Raw genomic sequence first — 23,402 nt, forward strand, 5'->3', positions numbered from 1 at the left:
GGAGCGACGGCTATGACAACCCGGTGTCTTCAGGTGGGGGTGATCGGAGCCGGGCGAATTGGGTGCCTGCACGTGGAACATCTTACAACCCGTATTCCCTCTGCACGCCTGTTGATGGTTGCTGATATTTCGGGCGAGAGAGCACAACAGTGTGCAGAACGGTTTGGTATCCCGGCATACAGCGCCAACTATCAGGACGTGATCCAGCATCCCGAGATCCAGGCAGTGGTCATCTGCTCATCGACCCATACGCATGCACAGCTTATCCAGGAAGCAGCAAAGGCGGGAAAGCACATCTTTTGTGAAAAGCCGCTCGCGCTGGATCTTGAGACCATCGATCAAATCGTGCAGACTGTCAAGCAGGCGGGGGTACAGCTTCAGGTCGGCTTTAATCGCCGCTTCGATGCCAATTATGCGCGGGTGCGTCGGGCCATAATGCAGGGCGAAATCGGCGAGCCGCGTCTGTTGCATATTATCAGTCGTGACCCTGCGCCGCCGCCTCTGGAGTACCTGCGCACCTCAGGCGGGCTCTTTCTTGATATGGCAATCCATGATTTTGATATGGTTCGCTACCTCATGGGAGCTGAAGTCGAAGAAGTATATGTGCAGGCGGCGCGGGTGCTTGATTCGCATATTGCAGCTATAGGCGACATCGATGCCGCGATTACCGTACTGCGGTGTACAAATGGTGCGATTGCGACTATTGATAATAGTCGTTCCACTGCTTATGGATATGATCAGCGCGTAGAGGTGCTTGGCAGCGCGGGCGCGATTCACACCGATAACCGCTATCCGAATGCAGCAACGCTGATGGATGCGCACGGGGTGCGACGCGATCTGCCTTTGCATTTTTTCCTTGAGCGCTATGCTGAGAGCTTTTATGCAGAGATGGCAGCATTTGTAGAGGCGCTGTTACAGCAGCGGTCGGTGCCGGTGAACGGGGAGGATGGTCGTGCTCCGGTCGCGCTTGCCCTGGCCGCACAGCGTTCTCTCCAGGAGCGGCGGCCTGTTCGCCTGGACGAGATCCCTTAGCGTGTCCTCTTCTCGGGCTGAATCGGCGCTCATGGCGGTTCGCGGGGTGCTCTAAAGCGCGTCTTTGCTCTTGAAGCATTGAATATACTGTAAACAGATGTTATGATAGATGCAGGATATTCTTGAGTTTCGTACAAGCGAGCAGGCAGAATGACGCGCCAGCACTGGCAGAGAGAGAGCGCTATTATGGAGCACGGCCACGAACATGAGCAGCCAGCCCGAGAAGATCTTTTTATACAGCTTTTGCATGATGATTACCATTTCTATCGGGGAAAGGGGAAAGCGCATATTGTTCAGGAAAAAGTGACGCGAATGGGCGAAAATGTGACGCTGGATTGGGGCGCACAGACATTGTGTGGACTTGATATCCAATCCCTGAAGCGGCTGAAAGAGCGCGAATTGCGGGATGACGACCTATGCGCTGTCTGTCGGCATAGCGCGTTTGTCATCCAGCCCTATCAAAAGGATGCGCAGCGGCACTATATCCGTGAGGTGAGCAAGCAGGTAGAGGGCTAGGGGAGTGCCGGAAACTGCTCTCTCTCAATAGTTGTAGAGAAGAGGATCAGCAGCCCGCTGAGATTATAGAAAGAGTGTAACAGAATCGGAAGCCAGAGGCGCCGACTATACTCATAGAGGAGGGAACAGCAAACGCCTAGCAGGAAAATCAAAGGGATAACTGAGGGATCAGTATGTAATACTGCATAGATCGCGCTATTAACGCCTGTACTGAGAGCAAGCTTCCAGCGTTGTCGCAAAAACGTGTAGAGCACACCACGAAATAGCAGCTCTTCCGCAAATGGAGTCAAGATACCGACAAGAAAAGCAAGGGCAATCATGCCATGCCAGGAAAGCAGATAGGGTTGAAGATGCCTGGTTTGTAGCGGCAGATGAAGCTGTATTTCCAGCAGATGAATAAGCAGTACAAAAAGCACCGAGAGCAAACGCAATGCCAGCGCGAGTCCGAGAGCCAGCCCGAAGCCGCGCCACGACACGCCTCGTCCCCATACGATTTGTGTGCGAACATGATCTACCAGACAGACGGCGCCGATCAGGGAACAGCCAGTGATAAGCAGGCGCACATACACGCGCACCGCATGCAGCGGCGTGTCAGGAGGGAGGAGTTCCCAGAGCGTCCCTTCAAGCACAAGGATCAGGACAAAAGCGGCAAGAAAGATAAATCCGATATCTTTCCAACGCCAGGGTTGCTGCTTGCTTTGTATCTGCTTTTGTGGCTCATCCATGCCTTGTAAATCCTTACGCGGCCATCAGGTCAGCCAGGCGAGGAAAGTAGCTTTGCATGTGGAGAAGGAACTGTTGGGCGATGGGCGGCAACGGATCTCGTTTGTTCCAGACGAGCTGAAGCATGCGCCGCATTGGTCGCTCCTGCACGGTAATCTCGTGAAGCTGCTCAAGCATTCGTTCCTGCTCAACGACGTAATCGGGCAGGATGGTCAGGCTGGTGCCGCTCTTGACGACCTGCTTGATTGATTCCAGGTTGTCGAATTCGGCGTCGATATGGGGGCGGATGCCGAAAGCGCGAAAGTGCTCCTCAAGCCATGTCCGGGCCTGACACTCAGGATGACGCATCACAAAGGCCTGCCCATTGAGCTCACGAAATGAGATGCTGGTGCGGTTCCACCAGGGATGTCTGGGGCCGACGATGACCCGGTGTGTGATCTCGTGAAGCGGGCAGAGGGCCAGCGTTTCCATTTCTTCCGGCTCAATTTCGCCCTCGATGAACCCTACATGGATTTGGTTGGTCAGCAGGCTGATGAGCAGTTGTGAGGTAACCTCGGTCTGAAGCGCGATCGTGACCTGTGGGAAGCGCTGCTTGAATGATTGCATCCACTCCGGCAAAAAGTATTCACCTATACCGGGCGTCGCGCCGATCAGCAGGCGCCCCTGCGAGAGCCGCTCAACCTCGGTTACCGCGGCCTTTGCCTCGGCGACCAGCTTCAAAATGTCCTGCGCGTATGTATGCAGCGTTTTCCCGGCAGCGGTCAGCTCGACACCCCGGGGACCACGCCGAAAGAGCTGCGTGCCCAGGCTCATCTCAAGCTCATGTATATGCTGGCTGATTGCTGGCTGCGACATATACATACGTGTGGCCGCTTTGCTCAGGCTCCCTTCCTGAGCGACCAGCACAAAGATTTCCAGTTTGTAGAGATCCATAGAGCTTCCACCATAATGCGAATGACATAAGTAAATCCTTATATCTATTATAACCCTTTTGGGAGAGCTTTTGCCCTCTTTTTGGTCTACAATGAGCCTACAAGAAGAAACGCGCAGCGTGAGAATGGAGAAAACCAATGCTTCTCAAGTATTTCTATGATGAGCGGCTGGCCCAGGCATCCTACCTTGTGGGCTGTCAGCAAACAGGCGAGGCGATCGTGATCGACCCTGCACGGGATGTGCGCCCCTACCTTGAGGCGGCTCGTCAGGCCGGTCTACGTATCACGCATGTGACCGAAACGCATATCCACGCCGATTTTGTGAGCGGGAGCCGTGACCTGGCTGCGCAGAGTGGCGCAACCATCTATCTGAGCGACATGGGCGGTGCTGATTGGAAATATGCCTATGCGCATGAAGCAAACGTCGCACTTCTTCACGATAATGATACATTTATGGTCGGAAATGTGCGCTTTCGGGTGATGCACACGCCCGGTCATACACCCGAGCATATCTCTTTTGTGCTGACCGATACGGCGGGCGCTGATGAGCCACTGGGCATCTTCACCGGTGACTTCCTCTTTGTCGGTGATGTGGGGCGTCCCGATCTGCTTGAAGTGGCTGCTGGACAGCAAGGAACCAAAGAAGCGGGCGCACGGCAGCAGTTCGCCAATGTGCAGAAGCTGAAGAGCCTGCCGGATTATCTGCAAATCTGGCCGGGACACGGTGCGGGAAGTGCCTGCGGTAAGGCTCTGGGAGCCCTTCCATCAACAACACTGGGATACGAGAAGCGCTTCAATCCAGCATTTCAAATCGAGCAGGAAGAGGAGTTCGTGCGCTGGCTGCTTGCAGGACAACCTGAACCACCACATTACTTCTCCCGCATGAAACTGATCAATAAGCAGGGGCCAGCCCTGTTGCATGAGCTTGCGGAGCCGCAGCAGCTTGATACACATCGGTTGGAGGCGCTGCTTGCTGAACAGGCTCAGATTATTGACCTGCGTCCGCTTCCTGCCTCCACTCAGGCGGCTGTTTCGGGAACGGTCAGTATCCCGGCTGATCGTGCGAGCTTTGTGACCTTTGTTGGCTGGCTGGTTCGCTATGATCAACCAACCTACTTGATTGTTTCAGATTCCACAGAGCTTGGGCGTTTGCTTCCGGCGCTGCGCTCGATCGGGGTAGATGCCATTGCTGGCTACTGGGACGAGCAGGCAATCCAGCCGCTTGTAGAGCCGTTCCCGGTTCTTAGCGCTGAGGCCTTCGCTAGACGACGCGCGCAGGAGCCGCTGCTGCTCCTGGATGTGCGCAATAACGGCGAGTTTCAGCAACAGCATCTGCTTGATGCCTATCATATCCCTCTGGGACGGCTCCTGGAGCATCTTGAGGCATTACCGCGTACGCAACCGATCGTGACGCAGTGTGCCAGTGGCTACCGGGCGCATATTGCTGCTAGCCTGCTTCGGGCGCATGGTCTGACGAATGTCATGGCCTCGCAGGAGAGCTTTGACGCCTGGGCGCGAGCGGTTCCGCTGGCATAGCCTACCAGCCAAAGCTATCGAACCAACGCCCCTCGCGGTAGTTCTCAAGCGCCTTGCGTACATAGGGAATGGTGTTTGAGGGGAGTGCCGCGAGGGGATACCATTGCAGCGCCGAGCATTTTTCCGGCTCACAGTTCGTGATGCTCCCCCGCCAGGTGTGGGCGGTGAGGAAGAAGTCAATACGCTCCTCTTCTGCTTTGCGATGCATAACACCAACAACCTGCAAATCGGGTAGCGCGATATCTATGCCTGCTTCCTCGCGTGCCTCGCGCTGCATTGCTGCCCTGACCTCCTCATTTCCATCGAGATGCCCCGCGATCACGCTCCAATTGCCGTCTTCATATCCGGTGTTGGCGCGCTGGAGTAAGAGTACCTGATCATTCTGGATGAGGAAAAGATGAACGGCAGCAATAAAGGAAAAACGGGTCTGTTTCTTCGCCTTCATGATGTGTGCTTTCTCTCAACGGTTTCTAGATTGAAATAGACTGACTGTTTTGGCAGATGTAGATTTATTCTGTACTTTTATACTATCCCGCCAAGCAGCTCGCTCAGGCGTTGGGTTGCAAGCAGTTGCGTCTGCTTTCGATCAGCCTCCTGCGGCATTTCCAGAGCTGGCATGAATTGGATAGAGACCTCTGGGCGCCGAAACAGGTATGAGATGCGCAGCCGGAGCGGACCGCGATAGCGTGCAGGGATCAGCGGGACGTCGGCTCGCAGGGCAATCGTTACGGCGCCTTGCTTGAGCGCGATATCCTCGCTTTTACGTGTGCCACCCGGAAAAATGCCGACTACCTTGCCCTCACGCAAGAGCTGGAGTGGTGTCTTGAGGGCGCTTGGTCCCGGGTTTTCACGATTTACCGGGAAAGCATGGATTGAGCGAAGGAACCGGGCAATGAGCTTATGCTGAAAGAGTTCCCTCTTCGCCATATAGTGAACAGGGCGGGGCTGGACGGCATAGGCCAGAAAGATGACATCCAGCCAGGAGACGTGATTGCAGGCCAGGACAGCCCCACCCTGTGAAGGGACGTGTTCTCTTCCAGAAAAAGAGATGCGAAAGAAAAGTGGAAGGAGAAGACGGGCAATAAGGGCGACGAAACGATACATGTGGGTTTCTTTTCTCTCCTTTGTTGAGCTGTTTGCATGTATCATACAGGGAAGCAGGGAGGAGCGCAATCTTTTTTTTGTGTACTGATGACCTCGATAAAAAAAGCGAGCAAGGGAGTATTCCCCTGCCCGCGAATCCCTGTTTTATTCAGCAATAATCTGCTGTTTGCCCAGGACAACAGGTGAAGTGAGATCCCGGCTGAATGGCTTCAGATGAATCTGGAACGCGAAGTCTTTCAGGTGAAGCCGATATTGCGGCCACGCTTCGGGACCACAACTGGCGCTTCCGATGCCGTGCTGCGCATAATCGAGGTGTAGAATCACTTCGTCGCGCTTCTCAAGGTAGCAATCGTGTGGAACCCGCTCCAGATCCTGCGCGGTATAGTAGTGGGCGCTGAAATCAAGTTGCGGGGTGCCACTGGCGAACAGGCCAACACCGCGCGTATCGGTCAGAGCGAGCCAGCGGACGTCAGTTCGGTTGCCGTTCTCCTGAGGGCGCTCGTAGTGCGTGAAGAGCTCATCAACGCTCTTGCGATACACGCCGACGCGGTTTGCCAGCTTCGTATCAATGTAGGATTCGCCGGGGCCGCGTCCGTACCATGTCACGTCGTTCAGCTCCTTGACGAGCCCGAGCGAGAGACCAAGCCGGGGCAGTGACTCCGGAGCTTTCCCCTGTGGCGCTCCCTGAAGCTCAACAGTGACATCTCCGCTTCCATAAATGGTGTAGGTGTAAGTGCAATTCAGCCCCCATGAATAGATGGGCGGCGCAACCCGAGCCTTCACCTGCACGGTCACTGCTTTGCCGCTTGCGTCGCGCTGCCAGGAGAGCGCATCGACACGATGGGTCAGTGCGTGCAGGCCAGCCTCGCGCCATTTGCGGACAATATGCACGTCGTTATCGGTTGGCGCGCGCCAGACATCCAGACGCGGGCCTCTGGTAAGCAGCCGCTTCCCTGCGAACGTCCAGTCAGTGATGACGCCATAGAGGCGGTCGAAGCTGATGCTGAAATCGGTGCCACTGATCGTGAGCAGGCCGCCGACCTCTTCACAGGTTACCTCATCCATGTCGCGATAGGAAAGCGCGCTGACTGGTTCCCGGGCAGGAGCCACTAAGAACTGTTCCCATGCGACTTCATGCCCAGCCTGCGCCCAGAGCGTTGCCGTAGCAAGCCGGAAGCTGAGATTCAGCCAGTAATCGCTTATCGGATTGTTCGGCAACTCGTACGGAATAGTGATGGTCTCGCTTTGCCGGGCCGCGATGGCGGGAAGTGGCAGTGTGCCTGCTTGCAGTATCTGGCCGTCTGCTTCAATGCTCCAATCGAGGCGCAGATGCTCCAGGCTTGCGAAATCGTAGCGGTTGGTCAGGCGCACGGTTCCGGCCTTCAAATCGACGGCCTCAACCTGCACTGGCTCGATGACTTTCTTGTATTCGGTCAGACCGGGCGAAGGGGTGCGATCGGCCATGACAAGCCCGTCCATCACGAAGTTACCGTCGTGTGGATACTCGCCGAAGTCGCCACCGTAGGCAAAGTAGGTTTTCCCGTCGGGCGTCGTTTGCCTGATGCCATGATCGAGCCATTCCCAGACAAAGCCGCCCTGCAAACGCTTATAAGTGTAAAATGCGTCCCAGTATTCCTTGAATCCGCCGGGGCCGTTGCCCATTGCATGCGCGTATTCGGTCATGATGTGCGGCTTCTCAAGGTCGTCGCGCTTGCCAAGCTCAATCATCTTATCGATCGGGGTATACATGGAGCCGATGACATCAGCGGATTGAGCTTCGTAATCATTTTCATAGTGCACGAGGCGCGTCGGGTCATATGCTTTGGTCCAGCGGTACATAGCGTCGTGGTTGCGCCCATAGGCCGACTCGTTACCAAGCGACCAGAGAATGATGCTTGGATGATTCTTGTCGCGGTAGACCATACGCCGCATGCGATCGAGATAAGCCGCTTCCCAGGCCGGGTTATCGGAAGTCCAGCCGGCAGGATTGGAGCCATCGCCGGTCGTGAAGAATCCGTGACATTCGAGGTCCGTTTCGTCGATCATATACAGGCCGTACTCGTCGCACAGGTCGTAGAAGCGCGGATCATCGGGGTAATGTGAGGTACGCACCGCGTTGATATTGTGCCGCTTCATCAGCAGAATATCCTCGATCATCCAGCTCAGGGGGACCGCTCGGCCCAGGTCGGGGTGATGTTCGTGGCGGTTCACGCCCTTGAAGATGATCGGCACGCCGTTGACCAGCAGATTGCCGTTTTTCAGCTCTATTGCCCGGAAGCCGACGCGTTGTGCGATCACCTGCGAGACGGCACCACATTCGTCATAGAGTGTCAGGAGAAGATGATATATATACGGTGTTTCAGCGGTCCACTTCTGCGGGTTCTGGATTGGCATTTCTAGATATACTTCATCAGTAATTGCAGCAGAAGTAGAGGCAACCGGTTGCTTCTGTGCATCCAGCAAGCGAGCCTCAAGCTTTCCTGCCTGCCCGGCTGCCAGCTTTGCCTGAACGCGTAGAGTGGCATCCTGATAGCGCTCGTCCAGCTCGGTACGCACGGTATAATCTTCGATGTGGAGCGGCGGCATAGCAATCAAATAGACGTCACGGAAAATGCCGCTGAGCCACCACATGTCCTGATCTTCGATATAGGAGCCGTCGGACCATTGATAGACCCGCACGGAGACGCTGTTCTCGCCTGGAGCGACCAGGTTGGTGATGTCGAACTCCGATGGGAGGCGGCTTCCCTGGCTATAGCCGACCTCTTTCCCATTCACCCAGACGTGGAATGCACTATCAACGCCCTCGAAGCGCAGGCGGATCTGCTGTCCCTGCCAGCTTGCGGGTATCGTGAAGGTGCGGCGATATGAGCCAGTGGGGTTCTCGGTTGGCACATGAGGCGGATCTACCGGGAAGGGATACACAACGTTGGTGTAGTGCGGCCGCCCGTAGCCCTGGAGCTGCCAGCAACCTGGGACCGCGATTTCGTCCCAGGCGGCAACATCGAAATTTGCCGCGAAAAAGCCTGCTGGCGCGTGTTCTGGAGCGTCTGCATAGTGGAATTTCCACATGCCATTCAGCAGACGGATGGAGGAGGAGGCGCCGCGATCATATGTCAGTGCGGTGCGTTCATCCTGATACGGAATGAAATATGCTCGATCGGGCAAGCGGTTGCGTTGGAGTATTTCTAGATTTTCCCAGTCCCTGGGTGTATCCGTATTCCAATACTGCATAAAGAATTTTCTACTCCTGATATGCTAAGGTCCTGGCGTTCGCTCGATGAGCACCAGGTGATAACGCTGAACCACAATGACACACGTTGTGAACAGGATATGCTGTGCATTGGTGTACAATGTGCCGTTGCCGTTTGGAGCTGTTCACGCTTCTTTGCTCTTTTCCTTCAGATGGTGCGCCATTGCCTCCTTCATTATATAATCTTTTACTGCTTGCTTGCAACAATACTCACACTGAATCTTGCGGGCAGTGCTGTTCATTCTCGATAGCCAATAGGCCTTGTATTCGCGTATACCTGAATGGCGCTGAGTGGATATTCTGCCGTGTTCGCTGCCTGCTTTCCGGATGCACTCTGTTTGTCTGATACTGGTGCTATGCGGAAATAGAGGAAAGATCGCTATTTCTCTGTTGTTTTGACAAACCGGGCGTTGGTCAATTGTACCAGCTCGCTCACGGCAAGTTGCAGGTTGATGCCGCGCTGTCCAGCACTGATCACGATATGTTCGAAATTGCGCGCATGCTCGTCAAGCAGGACATCAAAGGGGCGATTGATCAGGGCCAGCGCCGAGATGCCGCCGACTTTGAGCCCGGTGAGCTTTTCTGCTTCGGCGTGTGTTGCCATGCGAATGCTTTTTGTGCCGAGCTCGTGAGCAAGCAGACGGAGATCAAGCTGAAGGTTACCCGGAATAATGACCAGCAGTGGATGACCTCCTTCCCTCTCGCGCAGCGCTACGAGCGTCTTGAAGACCTGCGACGGATTGACACCGATTGTCGCGGCGACCTCTTCTGCATTATGAATCGTATCGGGAAAGTAATAGGGTGTATATGGAATCTTTCGACTATCGAGTAGACGCATAGCCATAGTGCGGGTCGCTTTTGCCATCAGCGTTTGCTCCTCCTCTATTTCTATTGACCGCTCACAGAAATACAAGAAAAAAGGAATCTGAAAAAGCGGTACGCTCTCTCCTTTTTTATACCCTCTTCGAGAAATGCTGTAAATGGCTCTTTTTGGGGAGAGGAAGGACCGAGCATTCGATCCTTCCGAGCGTTGTGGCTACTGTTGCGTGAGCAGAAAGAGAAGCGGGAAGAGCCCCAGGCCAACCGCGTCAACCAGCCAGTGTCCTATCACCAGAGGAAGCAGCCGCTTCATTTTGAGGTAGAGCAGGCAGAAGACGGGAGCCATCAGGAACATGCCCAGGAAACGAGCAAGCGCATCCTGCCAGCCGGTCAGGGCAAAGGCGATGTGCTGGACGCCGAAGCCAAGCGCACTGAGCAGCAGCGCTGGCCAGAGGCGCCCGGTGAGCGCGATCAGGCGCGGAAAAGCATATGCGCGGTAGGTAAGCTCTTCGGCGATGCCAATGGTCAGCGGCGAAATGAACGTGCTGAATAGAAAGATGCCTGTGACGATGGGGAGCGTGCTGGCATCGTAGCCGCTCGTGGCGCTCCGGGGCGTGCTGAAGGCGGTTGGCCCATAGACCAGCAGGGCCGCGATGGTGTTCGCAATATACAGACAGACGAAGAGGAGCACGAAAAGCAAGAGTCCAAGCAGGATATCACGCAGGAGCTTGTTTCGCTCAATGCCGAACAGGTCGCGTAGCCGCAGCCCCTCTCGGTGCGTCAGCCAGCGCAGCAGCAGCACGCAGACGAGGTCGGCGGTGAAGGTGATGGTCACGTTGCTGGATAGCATCGCCATAGAGAACGCTTGCTTGCTGTGCAGCGCTGAAAAGAGCAGGTACGCAAGCAGAATGCCGATGAGTACCAGCGGAAGGCGAATGAAGTTCATCAGGAGCGGCCAGAGCGGGCGAATGCGTCCATCACGCACCTTTTGCTTCAATGCTTCGATACTATTTGGATTTTCCTGAAATTCTTTGCTGCTATGTGACAGTACATCTGTTCCCATATCTCATCTCCTTTTATGGGTATATCACTGTATCGCTTTGAAGTAAGTATATCATCATGTGATGCAACTACGCTATAAAATTCGGCTGAATGGAGTATAGGCGCAGATAACAGGTGCAAAAATGGCCTTGAAAGGACGGCAAAGAGGGCTGTATGGAGCAAATAAAGGGGTGAATGCAGCAACCTTCCAGATAAAACGGATCCGCGCGCTCGATTTTTCCAGCAAGGCGTTCGTCCTTTTCTGGAGTCTGGGCTGCACTATTCCTGCATCTCCGGTTCTTTGCTGCGCTCGGCCGGTACCTTCAGAGGAGAGCGGGTTTCATGCGGGCTGTTTTGGTATATACTGTTATTCAGTTGAAATTATCCCTTTAATTGTGTAGAGGAAGAAACAATGCGTACAGAATATGAGGCGACGTTTCCGAACATCGATAAGGACCAGATGAGGCAGCGCTTGCAGGGGTGCCAGGCGCAGTTAGTGAAGCCTGAATTCCGGCAATCTCGCTGTGTCTTTGATCTGCCCCGGGGGCGCGAAATTCCCGGCGGCTGGCTCCGTTTGCGCGATGAGGGGGATCGTGTCACGCTGACACTGAAGGTGGTGAAGCAACAAACGATTGAGGGTCAGCAGGAGCTTGAGCTACAGGTTGATAATTTTCAGTTAGCTGAAACCATGCTCGGGATGCTCGGTTGCCGTAAGCGGGCCTATCAGGAGAATCTGCGCGAGATCTGGACGCTGGATGAGGTGACTGTGACGCTTGATACCTGGCCATTTCTTGAGCCTTTTGTTGAGATTGAAGGGCGGTGTGAGCGCTCGGTGCGAGCGGCGGCAGAAAAGCTTGCCTTGCCTTATGAGGATGCTCTTTTCTGCTCTATAGATAGATTGTACGCCAGACAATACGGTATTTCTCCTGAGGTTATTCAGCGTGAGATTCCATTGTTGATGTTTACCTGTGAGAATCCTATTTTGCGTTTCATCAAATAATGGAACTTTCTTTCACATTTTGTGTATGCGTATAGCAAGCGCTCGATATCTCTTCTCAGATCGAGGTGGAGCTTCTTTCTGCTATGAGGTCGACCAGGAACATGCTATACGCTCTTCGTTCTGCTCTATTTGCTTTTGCTGAAGCGCCAACAACCGGGTCGAAGCAAGGCCCGAGGCTTGATCAGATCTTCGACGATACCTTCTATCCTCTGATTCGAGGGAAGCAGCCTTGCGGTGGATCGGAGCGCGGAAGCTTGGCGCAAGAACGGCGGTAAGCGGATCCGAAAAGAGCTGCTGCACCTATGAAAAAAGCAATAAAGTCGCCTTCCAGGCTCATGGAAGCCGGGTCAATGTGCCTGGCTTCTTTTTTGCCGGGAGCGACTCTGTATCTCTTTCTTGAAGGCATTCCTCTATTTCTGCATTGGCTGGACACTGTACCAGCGCCGGTGTATCTATTCATTTGTTCATTTGCTTGTTCTGCTATTGACGGCCAGTCGAATTTATTTCATACTTGCCAGTAGAAGCCGGTCAGGCGGCCTTGAACCTGTTGTGCACCGTTTTTGCCTGGTGGGTAGGAAACGTTGTCTATCCAGAGAATGCGACCTGATTGAAGCAACGTCTTTTTATGAGAGAAGCAGCTAGAGAGGAAAAAGAATCTATGGAGGGAAAACCAGTAGAAATTCTCATTGTCGGTGCAGGAAGTAGAGGAACGCGCTATGCAGCCTACGCGCTGGAACACCCTGATCTGGCTCGTGTTGTGGCTGTTGCAGAGCCGCGTGAGGCCTATCGTACTCGCCTGGTTGAGCAGCATGCGATCGCGCCCGAGAATGTATATACCGATTGGCGCGATCTGATTGAGAGACCGAAATGTGCCGATGCAGTTGTGATCGCGACTCAGGACGCCGACCACCTTGAACCCACGCTGGCGTTCGCTGCGAAGGGCTATGCGATCCTGCTTGAGAAGCCGATGGCTCCCGATGCCGAGAGCTGTCGACGCATTGTCGAGGCGATACAGAAGCATAAGGTGCTTTTTGCTGTTGGACATGTGTTGCGCTATACAGCCTACACGCAGCAGCTCAAGGCGGTGCTGGATGCGGGGGTGATCGGTGATCTGGTCAGCATCCAGCATCTGGAGCCGGTTGGCTTCTGGCACTATGCGCATTCGTATGTGCGGGGTAACTGGCGCAACACGGCGGAATCGTCGTTCATGCTGCTTGCCAAGTCCTGCCATGATATCGATTGGCTGCGTTACATGATTGGTGCGCGTTGTGTACAGGTGTCGTCGTTTGGTTCCTTGCTTCATTTCCGGAAAGAACAGAAGCCTGTGGAGGCGGGTACTGCACTCCGTTGCCTTGACTGCTCTTTTGAGGCGAAATGCCCGTATTCCGCAAAGCGCTTTTATCTGGATCAAATACGGAAGCAGAATACTGGCTGGCCGATTGATGTTATTACTACCGATTTTACCGAGGAAGGGGTGCTCAAAGCGCTTGCAGAGGGACCGTATGGGCGTTGTGTCTACGAGTGTGATAACGACGTGGTTGACCATCAGGTCGTCAATCTGGCGTACGAGAACGGGGTGACAGCCTCTTTTACGATGATCTCGACCAGCGAGCAGCGCGACCGCGAGACTATTCTATTTGGCACGCGTGGCGAGTTGCGCGGCAATGGTGAGCGCATTGTGCACTACGATTTCCTGACTCAGACAACGCGTGAGATCCCGATCCAGCGGCCTGAGACGGCCTTGAGTGGCCACGGCGGTGGCGACTATGGGCTGATGCAGCACTTTGTCGCTGCTGTCGCCAGGAATGATCCCGGTAAGGTGCTCTCGGGGCCGGAGGAGACCCTTGAGACCCATTTGACCGTGTTTGCAGCCGAGCAGGCACGCCTGACGAATCAGGTTGTCAGGATAGGGTGATCAAGTCCTTGTTAGCAAGCTATCATTGTTTTCTCGTTCAGGGGCAGGGGATGTTGTCGACATTCCCTGCTTTCGCGTTTTTACAGGTACTGGAGGCTTAACGAGTAGCTGGCGGTGAGCCGGCGATGAGAAAAGAAGTTCAAGAAAAAGTACTATTGTTCGACAGAAGTATTGTGAGGCGAGAAAGAATGCCGTATAATAGGCGATATCGAATATGCAGATCTTTCTCCTCCGAGAGATGGACGGTATGAGGAGGGGTAGCGCCTGTGATCCGTAGGGAAATGGGAGATATGGGCATAGAAAGAAGAAACCAGCGGAAAATTTGGCCATTTCCTTCCTGAAGAGAAGATGGGTGGAAAAGGGAAATCCTGTATCAATATACATCATCTTTTTTACCACAAACAAGCTGGCAGATACGAATAAGTGAGTGTTCGCAGGGACGGGAGGGCAGCGTCAAAGCGATGCTGACCCATGCAAGGAGGCCACTTCCCGGAAACATGAAGTTCTCTCCCTGATGTTATAATCATTTTTTCGGAGGGCATTGGTATGATTTCTGCTCCACATGTCCTGGCAGCCGCGAAGTCGGGACAGCATCCTCTCACCTGGCATGTAGTGCGTGCCGACAAGGGGCATTTTATTCGAGAAGCGATCGGAAGCGGTTTTTTCCTGTTGCTCGTTCTTGGCTTTCTTGTCTGGTTCAACCTGCAAGATGAGTTCGTTGTTGTGCTGCGCATTCTGGCATTTCTGGAAGCTATTTCTGATCAAACATGGAAAATAATTGATAATGTTGTATTGATCTTTATTGCCTGTTGTATAATCTATGCTCTGTATAGAGCGATTCGGAATCTAGCAGCGCTTGAACAGCACTGTGTTGTGATAATGCCTGAGGGCGTCGTGATCGATCTGGCAGAGAAGGAGCCTATTGTGCTCGATTTCGCCGCGATTCCTCCACAGGGGTTGCAGGTGATACAGGATCAGAACGCAAATGTGAAGTTGAGAGTGATAGATGCCTATAGCGGGCAAGAGCGTCAGTATGAGCTCGATCAGCGATTTGGTAAGCCCGGTCCTCTCTTTGAGCAGATCTTGCAGAGGCACCAGATGTTCCATCAAGCGAATCAGGTTCCTGGGAATCAGCCACTGTATCCGGGAGGCGTGCAGGCTTAAGAAGATGATGCTGTGAAGCGGCGCTACAGGCGCGTGGCGTCGCTTCCTCTCCCTCTGTGCGTGAGTGGTGATGGAGGGGCCTGCCTGCGTAGTCATTCAACAGAGGGCGCTCCTGTGGCGCATTCATGCCGGGGTGGCAGGCTGATTCTATGGAGTTGCGTTCGATGTAGCTGCGAAAGAAAGGAAAATATGCAGGAAGAAAAGAAACGGTTCCCCCGATTTGAACTGCCGGTTCGCCGGGCCATCACGCGATATGGGGTGCCGAATAGCGAGTTGGTAGAGTCTCATTATATGCTTCAGTCGCTTGAAGATGGATGCTCCGAAAGCGATGCAGAGCGGCTTGAGGCGATCTGTAATGAGGAGTTGATCTATGAGCGCCTCTTTCGGAACAGATTGCATGGGCAACCGTACACCCGTGCGCATGCGGAGGCTTTTCTGCTCTGGGCGCGTGAGGGCTGGGCAAAGTGGGAATGGTTTGTTTTTGTGGTGCGAGATCCGCAGGGGCAGATTGTTGCTGCGCTCGATATTAAATCGGCTGATCCAGGTGCGGCAGAGATAGGCTACTGGGCCAGCGTTACAAGCCGGGGCGTGATGACCAACGCTGTTGTGGCGCTCTGTCAGGTGGCTCAAGATGCGGGGTACGCTTGTCTGTATGCTCATATTGCGCCGGATAACGGGCCGTCGCTTGGGGTTGTGCGACGGGCCGGTTTTCAGCCTGATGGTGAGGTGCAGATACAGGATCAGCGCTATCTCAAATGGACACGAAAGCTGATGTAAAGCGCTATCATGCCATGATAAAAGGGTGGTCCCCTGTGCCGGACCACCCTTCCAGGTCGGGAGTAGCAAGAAGTACGGCTACGGTAAAGTGTTCAGGTGCGGTTTGACGGTGTTTGCGAAGTTGTAGCCGCCGGTTGCATCCCAGTTGATGGACCAATCCATCGCGCCGCGGATGCCCGGATAGGTTGTTGATGGTTTGAAGGAGCCACAGTTCGTCCCTTTGGCCAGGCAATCAAGCGCGGCATTCACAACTGAGGGCGAGACGTAGCCGCCGCCCGCTGCCTGTGAGGTTGCCGGGAAGCCGATGCCGATCTGATCCGGTCTCAAGCCGCCCTGGAGTTGGATGCAGGCCAGCGCGGTGATGAAGTCGATAGTACCCTGACTGTAGACTTTTCCATCGCAACCGAGCATGCTACCAGAATTGTAGTACTGGGTATTGACAACGGTCAGGATATCCTTGATGTTCAGCGCAACCTGGAAATATCCACTGCCAGTTGACTGCATATCAAGCGTTTGTGGAGCCATTGTGATAATCAGTTTGGAACCCGCTTTTGCTGATAGCTGGCGAAGTGCGCTGGTCATATAGGTGGGATTGATACCGTTCTCAAGGTCGATGTCAACGCCGTCGAAGCCGTAGGAGGTCATCAGGCCATAGACGCTATTTGCGAAGTTGGTGGCGCTGGTTGCATCGGCCACGCTGACCGTGCCATTCTGGCCGCCGACCGAGATGATGACCTTTTTGCCCTTTGCGTGCAGAGCAGCGATATCATTACGGAATTGATCCTCAGTGTAACCACCGAGTGCGGATGAAAGTCCCGAGTCGATTCTGAAGAGAACGCCACCAGGTTTGGATGGATCGGCATCCGCGAAGGCGACAGCGATCAGGTCATAGTTCGGGTTCACGTCGCTCAGACGCATGGCCTTTGCGCCGTTCACGAAATCCTGCCAGTAGCCCGTTAAGATATGTTTGGGAAGGTCGCTGTTGCAGTTCTGACAGGGCGTGGGTGAAGGGGTTGGCGTGTTGGTCGGTTGCTGGGTTGGTGTACTGGTTGGCGTGTTGGTCGGTTGTTGAGTTGGTGTCGCAGGGCCTGCCGGGCCGCTTAACGAGACATCATCGACGTAGACGCTGCCCTGACCATACCAGCCGTGAATGTAGATCGTGACGGTCGAGGAGTTTGACGTAAAGGTATAGGTGAGGAGAGTATAACTGGTGCTGCTTGTCCAGGCGTTGCTGTAGCCGTTTGCGCCCAGGAATGCGTAAGCTCCGTTGACGTAGGCGCTGAGGGTGTAGGATTGGTTGGGTTGCACACTGATGGTCTGAGTGCATTGCCCGGTGTTTGAACTGCCGGGCTGGAGCTGAAGCGCGTACGAGCCGCTATGAACCGGGCTGTTCACGATGCCGCTTCCCGCCTCGCAGGACCAGCCATTGAGATTCCCCGTTTCAAAGCCGGGATTGTTTACGAGGTTCGCGGCGGCAGCCTGAGCCGTGACGCTGATGTGTGAGAAGATCATGCTGACAACACTGCCAACGAGCAGCAGGAGCACGACTGAAGTCAGTAGAACAGGACGAGATGAACGCAACATGGGAGCTCTCCTTGCAGCCATGTGCTCAACCCGCTAGCAGGGCAGGTTGATCCATGCTTCATTGAACAATATACGAAAGATGCACTTCCCTGTACGGTTGCACTTCAGGTTCTGTAAAAAGCATAGTCTATTCAGGTCTTATTGTCAAGATGTCTATACCAATAGAGGGGAAAATGGATGAAACGGGCCTGAGAAATTCCGCTGGTGCGAGTTGCCCGCTACCATGAGGCTGGTTTTTCCTCTATTTATGAAAAGATCCAGGAGAAGACATGACTTGAGCCATGTCGCGAAAAAGGTGCAGCCCGAAAAGCCGAGCTGCACCTGCTCGCTTGCAAGTATTAGTAGGAAAGGCCAAAGCCGAAGGGGAAGAGCGGCGATTCCGAATCGTATGGCACGTCTGGCTTCTGCTTCAGCACTGCCTCCATTGATGAGGGGAGCTCGAAGGGCAGCTTCCCTTCAGGAGCGGCATGGCCGAAGACAACGTCGAGCAGCGCCCGGTCGTTTGCGCCAAAGTTCGCAAGCAGGGCGGCGCTGTGTTCCGCGATTTCAGGAATGACAGCCGGGCGATCCAGGAAGATATCAACCACGGTCGGAACCTGCTTCAGCACGGACAGGATGCGCTGTTTCTCTGCCTCCGGGAAGCTCAGGTCACCGGTGTGGAAGAGACGCTCAAGGAACATGCCATCGCGCTGCTCGTAGGGAGCTTGCAGGCGCAGAATAGCGATATCCGCTTCGGCGGGCGAGGAAACCACGTCCCCATACTCGCGTGCGGCCTCCGGGGCGATGTTCTCAATATAGATCTTGAGCCCGGGCCGTTTCTGAAGCGGCAGGATATGTTCGCTGTTCTTCAGCAGGACGAATGCTTTACGCTGTGCCTGCTCTCCAGCAGCGCGGAACTCGGGCTTGCCGACGATAGAAGGTGCCGCTTCTGCATCGACATAGGGGTTGTCGAACAGCCCCAGACGGAACTTCTCGCGAAGCAGGCGACGAACCGAAACATCAAGGCGGCTCTCCGGGATCTGGCCGCTGCGAACGAGTTTCACGATAACCTCGGGGCATGCCTCGCCGCCGAATTGGTCTACACCGGCATCCAGCGCCTTCTTAGCACGTTCCTCGGTGCTCAGATGCTCGACTCCCCAGGCGCGAGCCTCAAAGACAAAACCATCCATCTGTGCATCTGTCAGCAGACCCCAGTCAGTACAGACAATGCCGTCAAAACCATATCTTTCGCGTAAAAGGCCAGTGATGACGTCCTTGTTGAAGCCAAAGCCAACTTCTTCGATGTTGTCGAGACCAAGCGGGCGGCCATAGTAGGGCATGATCTGCGAGGTACCGGCCTTGAATGCAGCCTCGAAGGGTTTCAGATGATACTCAAAATTGTTGCCAGGGTATACCTGATCTTTGCCATATGAGAAGTGTGGGTCTTCTCCATCTTTCTGCGGACCACCACCGGGGAAGTGCTTGGTCATGCAGGCAACGCTTTCCGGGCCAACCTCTTCACCCTGGAAGCCGCGAATATAGGCGGCAACCATGCGCGATGTCAGCTCCGCATCCTCGCCAAAGGTGCCACTGATGCGGCTCCAACGGGGCTCGGTCGCCAGGTCGATCTGCGGGTGCAGCGCGACGCGAATGCCGACCGCGAGGTATTCCTGTCGCGCGATGTCTGCGAAGCGCTGAACAAGCTCGGGATTGTCGAGAGCCGCCAGGCCGATTGGTTCGGGCCACTGCGAGAAGGATTGCGTCATTAAGCTGGCAAGCGGGTTGTTGCTGAAGGCGTGGCGCGGATCGGATGAAATAGTCACCGGGATGCCGAGGCGGGTTTCCTCCGCGAGCGCCTGAAGGCGGTTGTGCCACTCGGCGGTGCTTTTGGGGTCAGTGATCGCGAGCACGTTGAAGTGGTTCATCAGGCGCCCCTTGACCATTTCGCTGGTCGGAACCGGGTTCATATCTTCGACCGCTTCCTTCAGCGTCCCATCGGGGTTCATGCCGATCATCGTTTGAAAGAGCATGCCTGCTTTCTCTTCGAGCGTCATCTGAGAGAGCAGGTCTTCAACGCGCTCCTCAATTGGGCGGCGGGGGTCTTCGTAGGGGTCCAGGCGACCATTTTTGTTCAGATCGCGAAATTCAAAACCATCGTCGGTTTTCAATGTTTTGACGGTCATAGTCGTTTCTCCTTGTATTGCGCCTGACCGTAGCTCTTTTCGCTCGACTGTGAAACGAGAGGAGGGGTATACGGTCTGTGGGGCAAGTCACTCTTCTACCAGGCGTTACACGTGTAACATAGATAACTATAAGGCCGGATGAGGTAATGTGTCAAGGGGGGATTTTTGTTGATGCGGCGTGAGAGATCTGCCCTTTTCTGGTATACTCAAAAATATGCTTCTTGACCGAATTCGCTATCAGCCACACCCTATATGATTCTGGTGGCGCACCAAAGGAACGCGCTCTCCTCCCTGATGCTCTTGTAGCAAGCATTGAAGCGTTGTGTACGAGTATCAGGAGGAGGAAACTGTGTTTTTTTCGCGTCGCCTGACGTCTTTTCGCGCATTTATGCGTGTGCCAGTGATTCGCTGGCTGGTTGTTTCGCACTTTTTCGCGAATCTCTTTTTCTATTCCACGACTATCGTGCTGTTTCAGCAGCAGCGGGGCCTCAACTATACCGAGATTTTCTTGCTGGAAACAGTGCTCTCCGGTGCCATTCTGCTGGCGGAATTGCCGTCGAGTATTCTTGCCGATCGTTTCGGCCATCGTTTTATGATTATCCTGGGCTATGCGCTTGCCCTGATCGATATGCCGCTTTTTCTCTTTGCACATCATTTCTGGATGTTTGTGCTGGCTGATGCTATCAGCGGGTTGTCGCTGGCCTGCATTTCGGGTTGTGATAGCGCATTACTGTATAATGAGCTTCCGCCAGAGACACGAGAAAAAGATGGGAATACTGCTTTTGCGCTCTTACGTGGCGCAGGCAGTGCCGGTTTTTTTCTGGGCTTATTCGGCGGAAGTTTTTTCGGTGCGTACAGCCCAACGCTCGCTGTTGCTGTAAGCATTATTCCCTCTGCGCTGGCTTTCGTGGCCTCTCTGGGCCTGCTTGGTTCCCGATCACGAGTCCCGAGAGAAACAAGTCTGCCTGCCTGGAGGATTGTGCGCGACACATGGCTACTTATCCGCTCACAGCCTGGGCTGGTGGCGCTTGGGATCTGGCAGGCGCTGGCCTTTGGATTGATCAACGCGATCTTCTGGTATGATCAGCCTTACCTGTTGAGGGTGCATGTGCCAGTGTTCCTGTTTGGGCCAATCATGGCGGCGGCGGTGGGCCTACAAACGTTCTTCATTTCGCATACGGCGACGCTACAAAAGCGGCTCGGGACGCCCCTTCTTTTGCTGTTTTCCGGGGTCGTTTCGGGATGCTGTTATCTGGTGCTTGCACTGGTAACAGCGGCTCCTGCAACGATATTGGCGATAGCGGGAGTAGTGGCATTTTCGGCATGGCAGCAGCCAGTGATAGAGAACGAGCTGAACCGGCGCCTGGAAGATACCGGGAGAGCAACCGCGCTTTCGACTGTTTCCCTGATTGCTTCGGTAGCAGGAATGGCGCTGAATGCCGGTATCGGGCGGCTCGGTGATCTTGGCATGGAGATCACGGGGCTGGCGCTCGGCCTGAGTCTGATTGTACTAGGCCTGATGATCCCGCTGCTGGTCAGACGGTAAAGGCTGGCCAGCCCGTGCGGCTTCCAATGCGCCCTCAGGTACATAGAGGGCTTTCCAGGTGCTGTCCACACGTGTGAGGGTGAGGAAGCAGTATGGGCAACGAAATTCCTGTACTTCTGGCTCTACCTTCATTGTACGCTGACAATTGAGACACTGCACCCGCTCGACGGGATAGCGAAATTGTAGCAGGTGGAGAATGCCGCCGATCAGGATAAAAAGCGGGGCGATAATGACGCCGATCAGCGTGGCGGCGCAGATAAAGCCGATGGTGTAGAAGGCGATGGCGGCCTTGATCCACCGGGATCGTCGGGGCAGGCGCTCTTCGAGTCGTTTCATGCTGGTTTTGCTTTCTCCCTGGTGTGTTCTGCACTCTTTCTGTATTGTAACAAAGAAGCGAGCAGATGCAAGGTGGGCAACACTCAACAAAAACGAGAATGGTATTGTTGAGCTGTTGCCCGTTGCGTTTCTAGAAAAAGTGCATTGCGACTACGCCTGCTTTTCCAGCTCCTCGATTGCTTCAAGGAGAGAAGTCACGATTGACTGAAGCATTTCGGCGTCAAAGCGGAATTGAGCGCCTGCCGCCTCATACAGCTCCGGCAGCGGCTTCGTGGAGCCGAGCGCCAGGGCCGAGCGATAGCGTTGAATTGCGCTTTGCGGGTCCTTGCGGTAGTTCTGCCAGATCTGGATTGCGCCAATGGCCGCAAAGGCATACTCGATATAGTAGAATGGCACGCAGTAGAAGTGGAGAACACGCTGCCAGTTCATCTTCAGGGCTGCTTCCAGGTCGCTCCAATCGATGTCGGGGAGATAGCGCTGTGTCAGCTCGGCCCATTTCTGCCCGCATGCCTCCGGGTCGGTTGCCAGCTCGGGATTCTCATACAGCCAGTGCTGGAAGGCGTCGCCGCGTACAACCATCGGGATCAGGTTAATGAGCATGGATTCGAGGGTTTTGATTTGCAGGCGTGCGCCCTCTTGCGGCGTGCAGAGCCCGGCTTCTGCAAGGTGCATCGGTCCGATGATCTCCATGCTGGTTGAGGCGACTTCAGCGAACTCCATCGGCAGGAAGTCTTCTTTGCGCTGATGCACATAGGGAAGATGCGCCATTTCAAAGGTATGGAATGCGTGACCGGCTTCATGGCAGATGAGGTTTCCTACGTCATGCAACGAGAAAGCGCGTCCGAAGATGAAAGGACGTTTTTTCACTTCAAGTGGGAGATTGTAACCGCCTCCTGCTTTTGCCGGTCGATCATCAATATCAAAAAGATGCTCGTCAATCATAATATTGAAATAGTGCTGAAGCTGCGGGTCGACCTTCCCAAAAGCGGCGGCACATTGTGGCAGGATCGCGTACACATCCTCGTAGGGCGTCTCGCCCTTGCTCTGCGGCTGAACGTCTGTATCCCAGGGACGCAGCGTCTCTATGCCGAGAAGCTGGCGGCGTTTCTCCCAGATGCGGCTCGCTGCTGGTACGATGATTTGTGCAACTGATTCATGAAAGGCTTTGCTATCCTCTGGTGTATAGTCAAAGCGGAACAACTGTTGCCAGCGATATTCGCGATAATTGCTAAAACCGGCATTTTGCGCGATCTGCTGACGAACACGAAAGATCTTTGACCAGAGAGCGTCCAGTTGCTCGCGGTCCTCCATCACGCGCTCTGCGATCAGGCGCCAGGCCTGTTCACGCCGTTCGCGATCTTTGCCCTGAAGCACAATGGCGAGGGAATCGGGCGTGACCTGCTTCCCTTCCCATTCGACGAGTCGTGCGCCACCGATGCGCTGGTACGCAATAGACAGCTCGCGCTCCTCATTCAGGAGTGGCTGGTTTTCCTCGCGATACAGCTCGGTCTCGGTGCGAAGTTTGCGCAGAGGCAGCTCAAAGCCCTCTGGCTCAAGCCCGCTATCGAGCAGCTTTTGATTGATCTGTTGCTCAACCGCCTGGATATGTGTATACACATCTTGCTCGAAGCGCTGCTTACGTTCAAAAAGTGATGTATCTTCGGTATTGCGTGTGCAGTCGATTTCGTGGCGCGTCAATGTTTCGTTGGTCAGTTCGCCGAGGTGTGACCACTGTCGCAGCCAGGGTTCAACGGTCTCTTGTGAGAGGGGAGCATCCAGTAATTCGCGGTACCAGGGCTCTATATCTGCCCAGTGCAGCTTTTCAAACTCCTCACTTGTGGCGGGAAGCGTGCTATACATACAAATGCCCTTTCTGCAAAACTATCGGGGAGTTTCTAGCGATCATATGTTCAGGTGTCAGCACAGGAATAATCGAGAATCCTCACAGGTGTCCGAATCCGATGC

19 protein-coding genes are annotated in these 23,402 nt (G+C 54.5%); 8 read left to right on the forward strand and 11 right to left on the reverse strand.

Translation table 11 applies throughout. The features are described from left to right. Positions 1-12: 12 nt before the first annotated feature. On the forward strand, positions 13-1,032 hold the full coding sequence (gene iolG, locus EI42_RS14865; RefSeq protein ID WP_111323334.1) for an inositol 2-dehydrogenase: 1,020 nt from the start codon (positions 13-15) through the stop codon (positions 1,030-1,032). Between the two features lie 186 nt (positions 1,033-1,218). Next, on the forward strand, positions 1,219-1,548 hold the full coding sequence (locus tag EI42_RS14870) for a hypothetical protein (RefSeq protein WP_111323336.1): 330 nt from the start codon (positions 1,219-1,221) through the stop codon (positions 1,546-1,548). Here EI42_RS14870 and EI42_RS14875 read toward each other — a convergent pair. Continuing rightward, entirely contained in the window at positions 1,545-2,273 is a 729-nt protein-coding gene (locus tag EI42_RS14875; RefSeq protein ID WP_111323338.1) for a CPBP family intramembrane glutamic endopeptidase, read from the reverse strand. The genes EI42_RS14870 and EI42_RS14875 overlap by 4 nt on opposite strands. Before the next feature lie 13 nt (positions 2,274-2,286). After that, on the reverse strand, positions 2,287-3,204 hold the full coding sequence (locus EI42_RS14880) for a LysR family transcriptional regulator (RefSeq protein ID WP_111323340.1): 918 nt from the start codon (positions 3,202-3,204) through the stop codon (positions 2,287-2,289). Between the two features lie 137 nt (positions 3,205-3,341). Here EI42_RS14880 and EI42_RS14885 point away from each other — a divergent pair, with 137 nt between their 5' ends. Beyond that, positions 3,342-4,739 carry an MBL fold metallo-hydrolase gene (locus EI42_RS14885; protein ID WP_111323342.1) on the forward strand — a complete coding sequence of 466 codons (1,398 nt, stop codon included), beginning with the start codon at positions 3,342-3,344 and terminating at the stop codon, positions 4,737-4,739. A 1-nt stretch (position 4,740) separates the two neighbouring features. Here the strand turns inward: EI42_RS14885 and EI42_RS14890 are convergent, their stop codons facing one another. The 5 genes from EI42_RS14890 to EI42_RS14915 form a co-directional block, all read right to left on the reverse strand. Beyond that, the gene (locus tag EI42_RS14890; RefSeq protein ID WP_111323344.1) at positions 4,741-5,184 is read right to left on the reverse strand and encodes an NUDIX hydrolase; all 444 of its coding nucleotides are present in this window, start codon (positions 5,182-5,184) and stop codon (positions 4,741-4,743) included. 77 nt (positions 5,185-5,261) lie between these two features. Then, a complete protein-coding gene (locus EI42_RS14895) occupies positions 5,262-5,843 on the reverse strand; it encodes a lysophospholipid acyltransferase family protein (RefSeq protein WP_170142639.1) in 582 nt (193 codons plus the stop codon). A gap of 144 nt (positions 5,844-5,987) precedes the next feature. Continuing rightward, complete coding sequence (lacZ, locus tag EI42_RS14900) at positions 5,988-9,074, reverse strand: beta-galactosidase, LacZ type (RefSeq protein WP_111323348.1); 3,087 nt, start codon at positions 9,072-9,074, stop codon at positions 5,988-5,990. A 398-nt stretch (positions 9,075-9,472) separates the two neighbouring features. Next, positions 9,473-9,958: an aminoacyl-tRNA deacylase gene (locus tag EI42_RS14910; RefSeq protein ID WP_111323352.1), complete on the reverse strand. Its 486-nt coding sequence runs from the start codon at positions 9,956-9,958 to the stop codon at positions 9,473-9,475. 171 nt (positions 9,959-10,129) lie between these two features. Continuing rightward, positions 10,130-10,975 carry a CPBP family intramembrane glutamic endopeptidase gene (locus EI42_RS14915; protein WP_111323354.1) on the reverse strand — a complete coding sequence of 282 codons (846 nt, stop codon included), beginning with the start codon at positions 10,973-10,975 and terminating at the stop codon, positions 10,130-10,132. A 390-nt stretch (positions 10,976-11,365) separates the two neighbouring features. On the opposite strand from EI42_RS14915, the gene EI42_RS14920 reads away from it, so the two are divergent. From EI42_RS14920 to EI42_RS14935, 4 genes are all read left to right on the forward strand, one after another. After that, entirely contained in the window at positions 11,366-11,953 is a 588-nt protein-coding gene (locus EI42_RS14920; RefSeq protein ID WP_111323356.1) for a class IV adenylate cyclase, read from the forward strand. Positions 11,954-12,611: 658 nt separating this feature from the next. Next, the gene (locus tag EI42_RS14925; RefSeq protein WP_111323358.1) at positions 12,612-13,868 is read left to right on the forward strand and encodes a Gfo/Idh/MocA family protein; all 1,257 of its coding nucleotides are present in this window, start codon (positions 12,612-12,614) and stop codon (positions 13,866-13,868) included. Positions 13,869-14,414: 546 nt separating this feature from the next. Further along, a complete protein-coding gene (locus EI42_RS14930) occupies positions 14,415-15,032 on the forward strand; it encodes a hypothetical protein (protein ID WP_111323360.1) in 618 nt (205 codons plus the stop codon). 189 nt (positions 15,033-15,221) lie between these two features. Then, on the forward strand, positions 15,222-15,809 hold the full coding sequence (locus tag EI42_RS14935) for a GNAT family N-acetyltransferase (RefSeq protein ID WP_111323362.1): 588 nt from the start codon (positions 15,222-15,224) through the stop codon (positions 15,807-15,809). Between the two features lie 78 nt (positions 15,810-15,887). Here the strand turns inward: EI42_RS14935 and EI42_RS14940 are convergent, their stop codons facing one another. Continuing rightward, positions 15,888-17,393, reverse strand: coding sequence for a chitinase (locus EI42_RS14940; RefSeq protein ID WP_111323364.1), 1,506 nt, complete (start codon positions 17,391-17,393; stop codon positions 15,888-15,890). 338 nt (positions 17,394-17,731) lie between these two features. Beyond that, on the reverse strand, positions 17,732-19,555 hold the full coding sequence (locus tag EI42_RS14945; RefSeq protein WP_111323366.1) for a glycoside hydrolase family 3 protein: 1,824 nt from the start codon (positions 19,553-19,555) through the stop codon (positions 17,732-17,734). A gap of 349 nt (positions 19,556-19,904) precedes the next feature. Between EI42_RS14945 and EI42_RS14950 the strand changes: the two genes are divergently transcribed. After that, positions 19,905-21,101 carry an MFS transporter gene (locus EI42_RS14950; protein ID WP_111323368.1) on the forward strand — a complete coding sequence of 399 codons (1,197 nt, stop codon included), beginning with the start codon at positions 19,905-19,907 and terminating at the stop codon, positions 21,099-21,101. Here the strand turns inward: EI42_RS14950 and EI42_RS14955 are convergent. Both EI42_RS14955 and EI42_RS14960 read right to left on the reverse strand, forming a co-directional pair. After that, positions 21,066-21,437, reverse strand: a complete 372-nt coding sequence (locus tag EI42_RS14955; RefSeq protein WP_111323370.1) for a hypothetical protein — start codon at positions 21,435-21,437, stop codon at positions 21,066-21,068. The genes EI42_RS14950 and EI42_RS14955 overlap by 36 nt on opposite strands. Positions 21,438-21,587: 150 nt before the next feature. Then, positions 21,588-23,297 (reverse strand): M3 family oligoendopeptidase, encoded by a 1,710-nt coding sequence (locus EI42_RS14960; protein WP_111323372.1) that lies wholly within the window; start codon positions 23,295-23,297, stop codon positions 21,588-21,590. Positions 23,298-23,402: the final 105 nt, after the last annotated feature.

Origin of the sequence: Thermosporothrix hazakensis (assembly GCF_003253565.1) — a bacterium.
In the GTDB taxonomy this organism is placed as follows: Bacteria; Chloroflexota; Ktedonobacteria; order Ktedonobacterales; family Ktedonobacteraceae; genus Thermosporothrix; species Thermosporothrix hazakensis.

Coding starts and splice junctions, on each gene's coding strand:
- iolG (WP_111323334.1), top strand. CDS start 13: ATGACAACCCGGTGTCTTCAGGTGGGGGTGATCGGAGCCGGGCGAATT.
- EI42_RS14870 (WP_111323336.1), top strand. CDS start 1,219: ATGGAGCACGGCCACGAACATGAGCAGCCAGCCCGAGAAGATCTTTTT.
- EI42_RS14875 (WP_111323338.1), bottom strand. CDS start 2,273: ATGGATGAGCCACAAAAGCAGATACAAAGCAAGCAGCAACCCTGGCGT.
- EI42_RS14880 (WP_111323340.1), bottom strand. CDS start 3,204: ATGGATCTCTACAAACTGGAAATCTTTGTGCTGGTCGCTCAGGAAGGG.
- EI42_RS14885 (WP_111323342.1), top strand. CDS start 3,342: ATGCTTCTCAAGTATTTCTATGATGAGCGGCTGGCCCAGGCATCCTAC.
- EI42_RS14890 (WP_111323344.1), bottom strand. CDS start 5,184: ATGAAGGCGAAGAAACAGACCCGTTTTTCCTTTATTGCTGCCGTTCAT.
- EI42_RS14895 (WP_170142639.1), bottom strand. CDS start 5,843: ATGTATCGTTTCGTCGCCCTTATTGCCCGTCTTCTCCTTCCACTTTTC.
- lacZ (WP_111323348.1), bottom strand. CDS start 9,074: ATGCAGTATTGGAATACGGATACACCCAGGGACTGGGAAAATCTAGAA.
- EI42_RS14910 (WP_111323352.1), bottom strand. CDS start 9,958: ATGGCAAAAGCGACCCGCACTATGGCTATGCGTCTACTCGATAGTCGA.
- EI42_RS14915 (WP_111323354.1), bottom strand. CDS start 10,975: ATGGGAACAGATGTACTGTCACATAGCAGCAAAGAATTTCAGGAAAAT.
- EI42_RS14920 (WP_111323356.1), top strand. CDS start 11,366: ATGCGTACAGAATATGAGGCGACGTTTCCGAACATCGATAAGGACCAG.
- EI42_RS14925 (WP_111323358.1), top strand. CDS start 12,612: ATGGAGGGAAAACCAGTAGAAATTCTCATTGTCGGTGCAGGAAGTAGA.
- EI42_RS14930 (WP_111323360.1), top strand. CDS start 14,415: ATGATTTCTGCTCCACATGTCCTGGCAGCCGCGAAGTCGGGACAGCAT.
- EI42_RS14935 (WP_111323362.1), top strand. CDS start 15,222: ATGCAGGAAGAAAAGAAACGGTTCCCCCGATTTGAACTGCCGGTTCGC.
- EI42_RS14940 (WP_111323364.1), bottom strand. CDS start 17,393: ATGTTGCGTTCATCTCGTCCTGTTCTACTGACTTCAGTCGTGCTCCTG.
- EI42_RS14945 (WP_111323366.1), bottom strand. CDS start 19,555: ATGACCGTCAAAACATTGAAAACCGACGATGGTTTTGAATTTCGCGAT.
- EI42_RS14955 (WP_111323370.1), bottom strand. CDS start 21,437: ATGAAACGACTCGAAGAGCGCCTGCCCCGACGATCCCGGTGGATCAAG.
- EI42_RS14960 (WP_111323372.1), bottom strand. CDS start 23,297: ATGTATAGCACGCTTCCCGCCACAAGTGAGGAGTTTGAAAAGCTGCAC.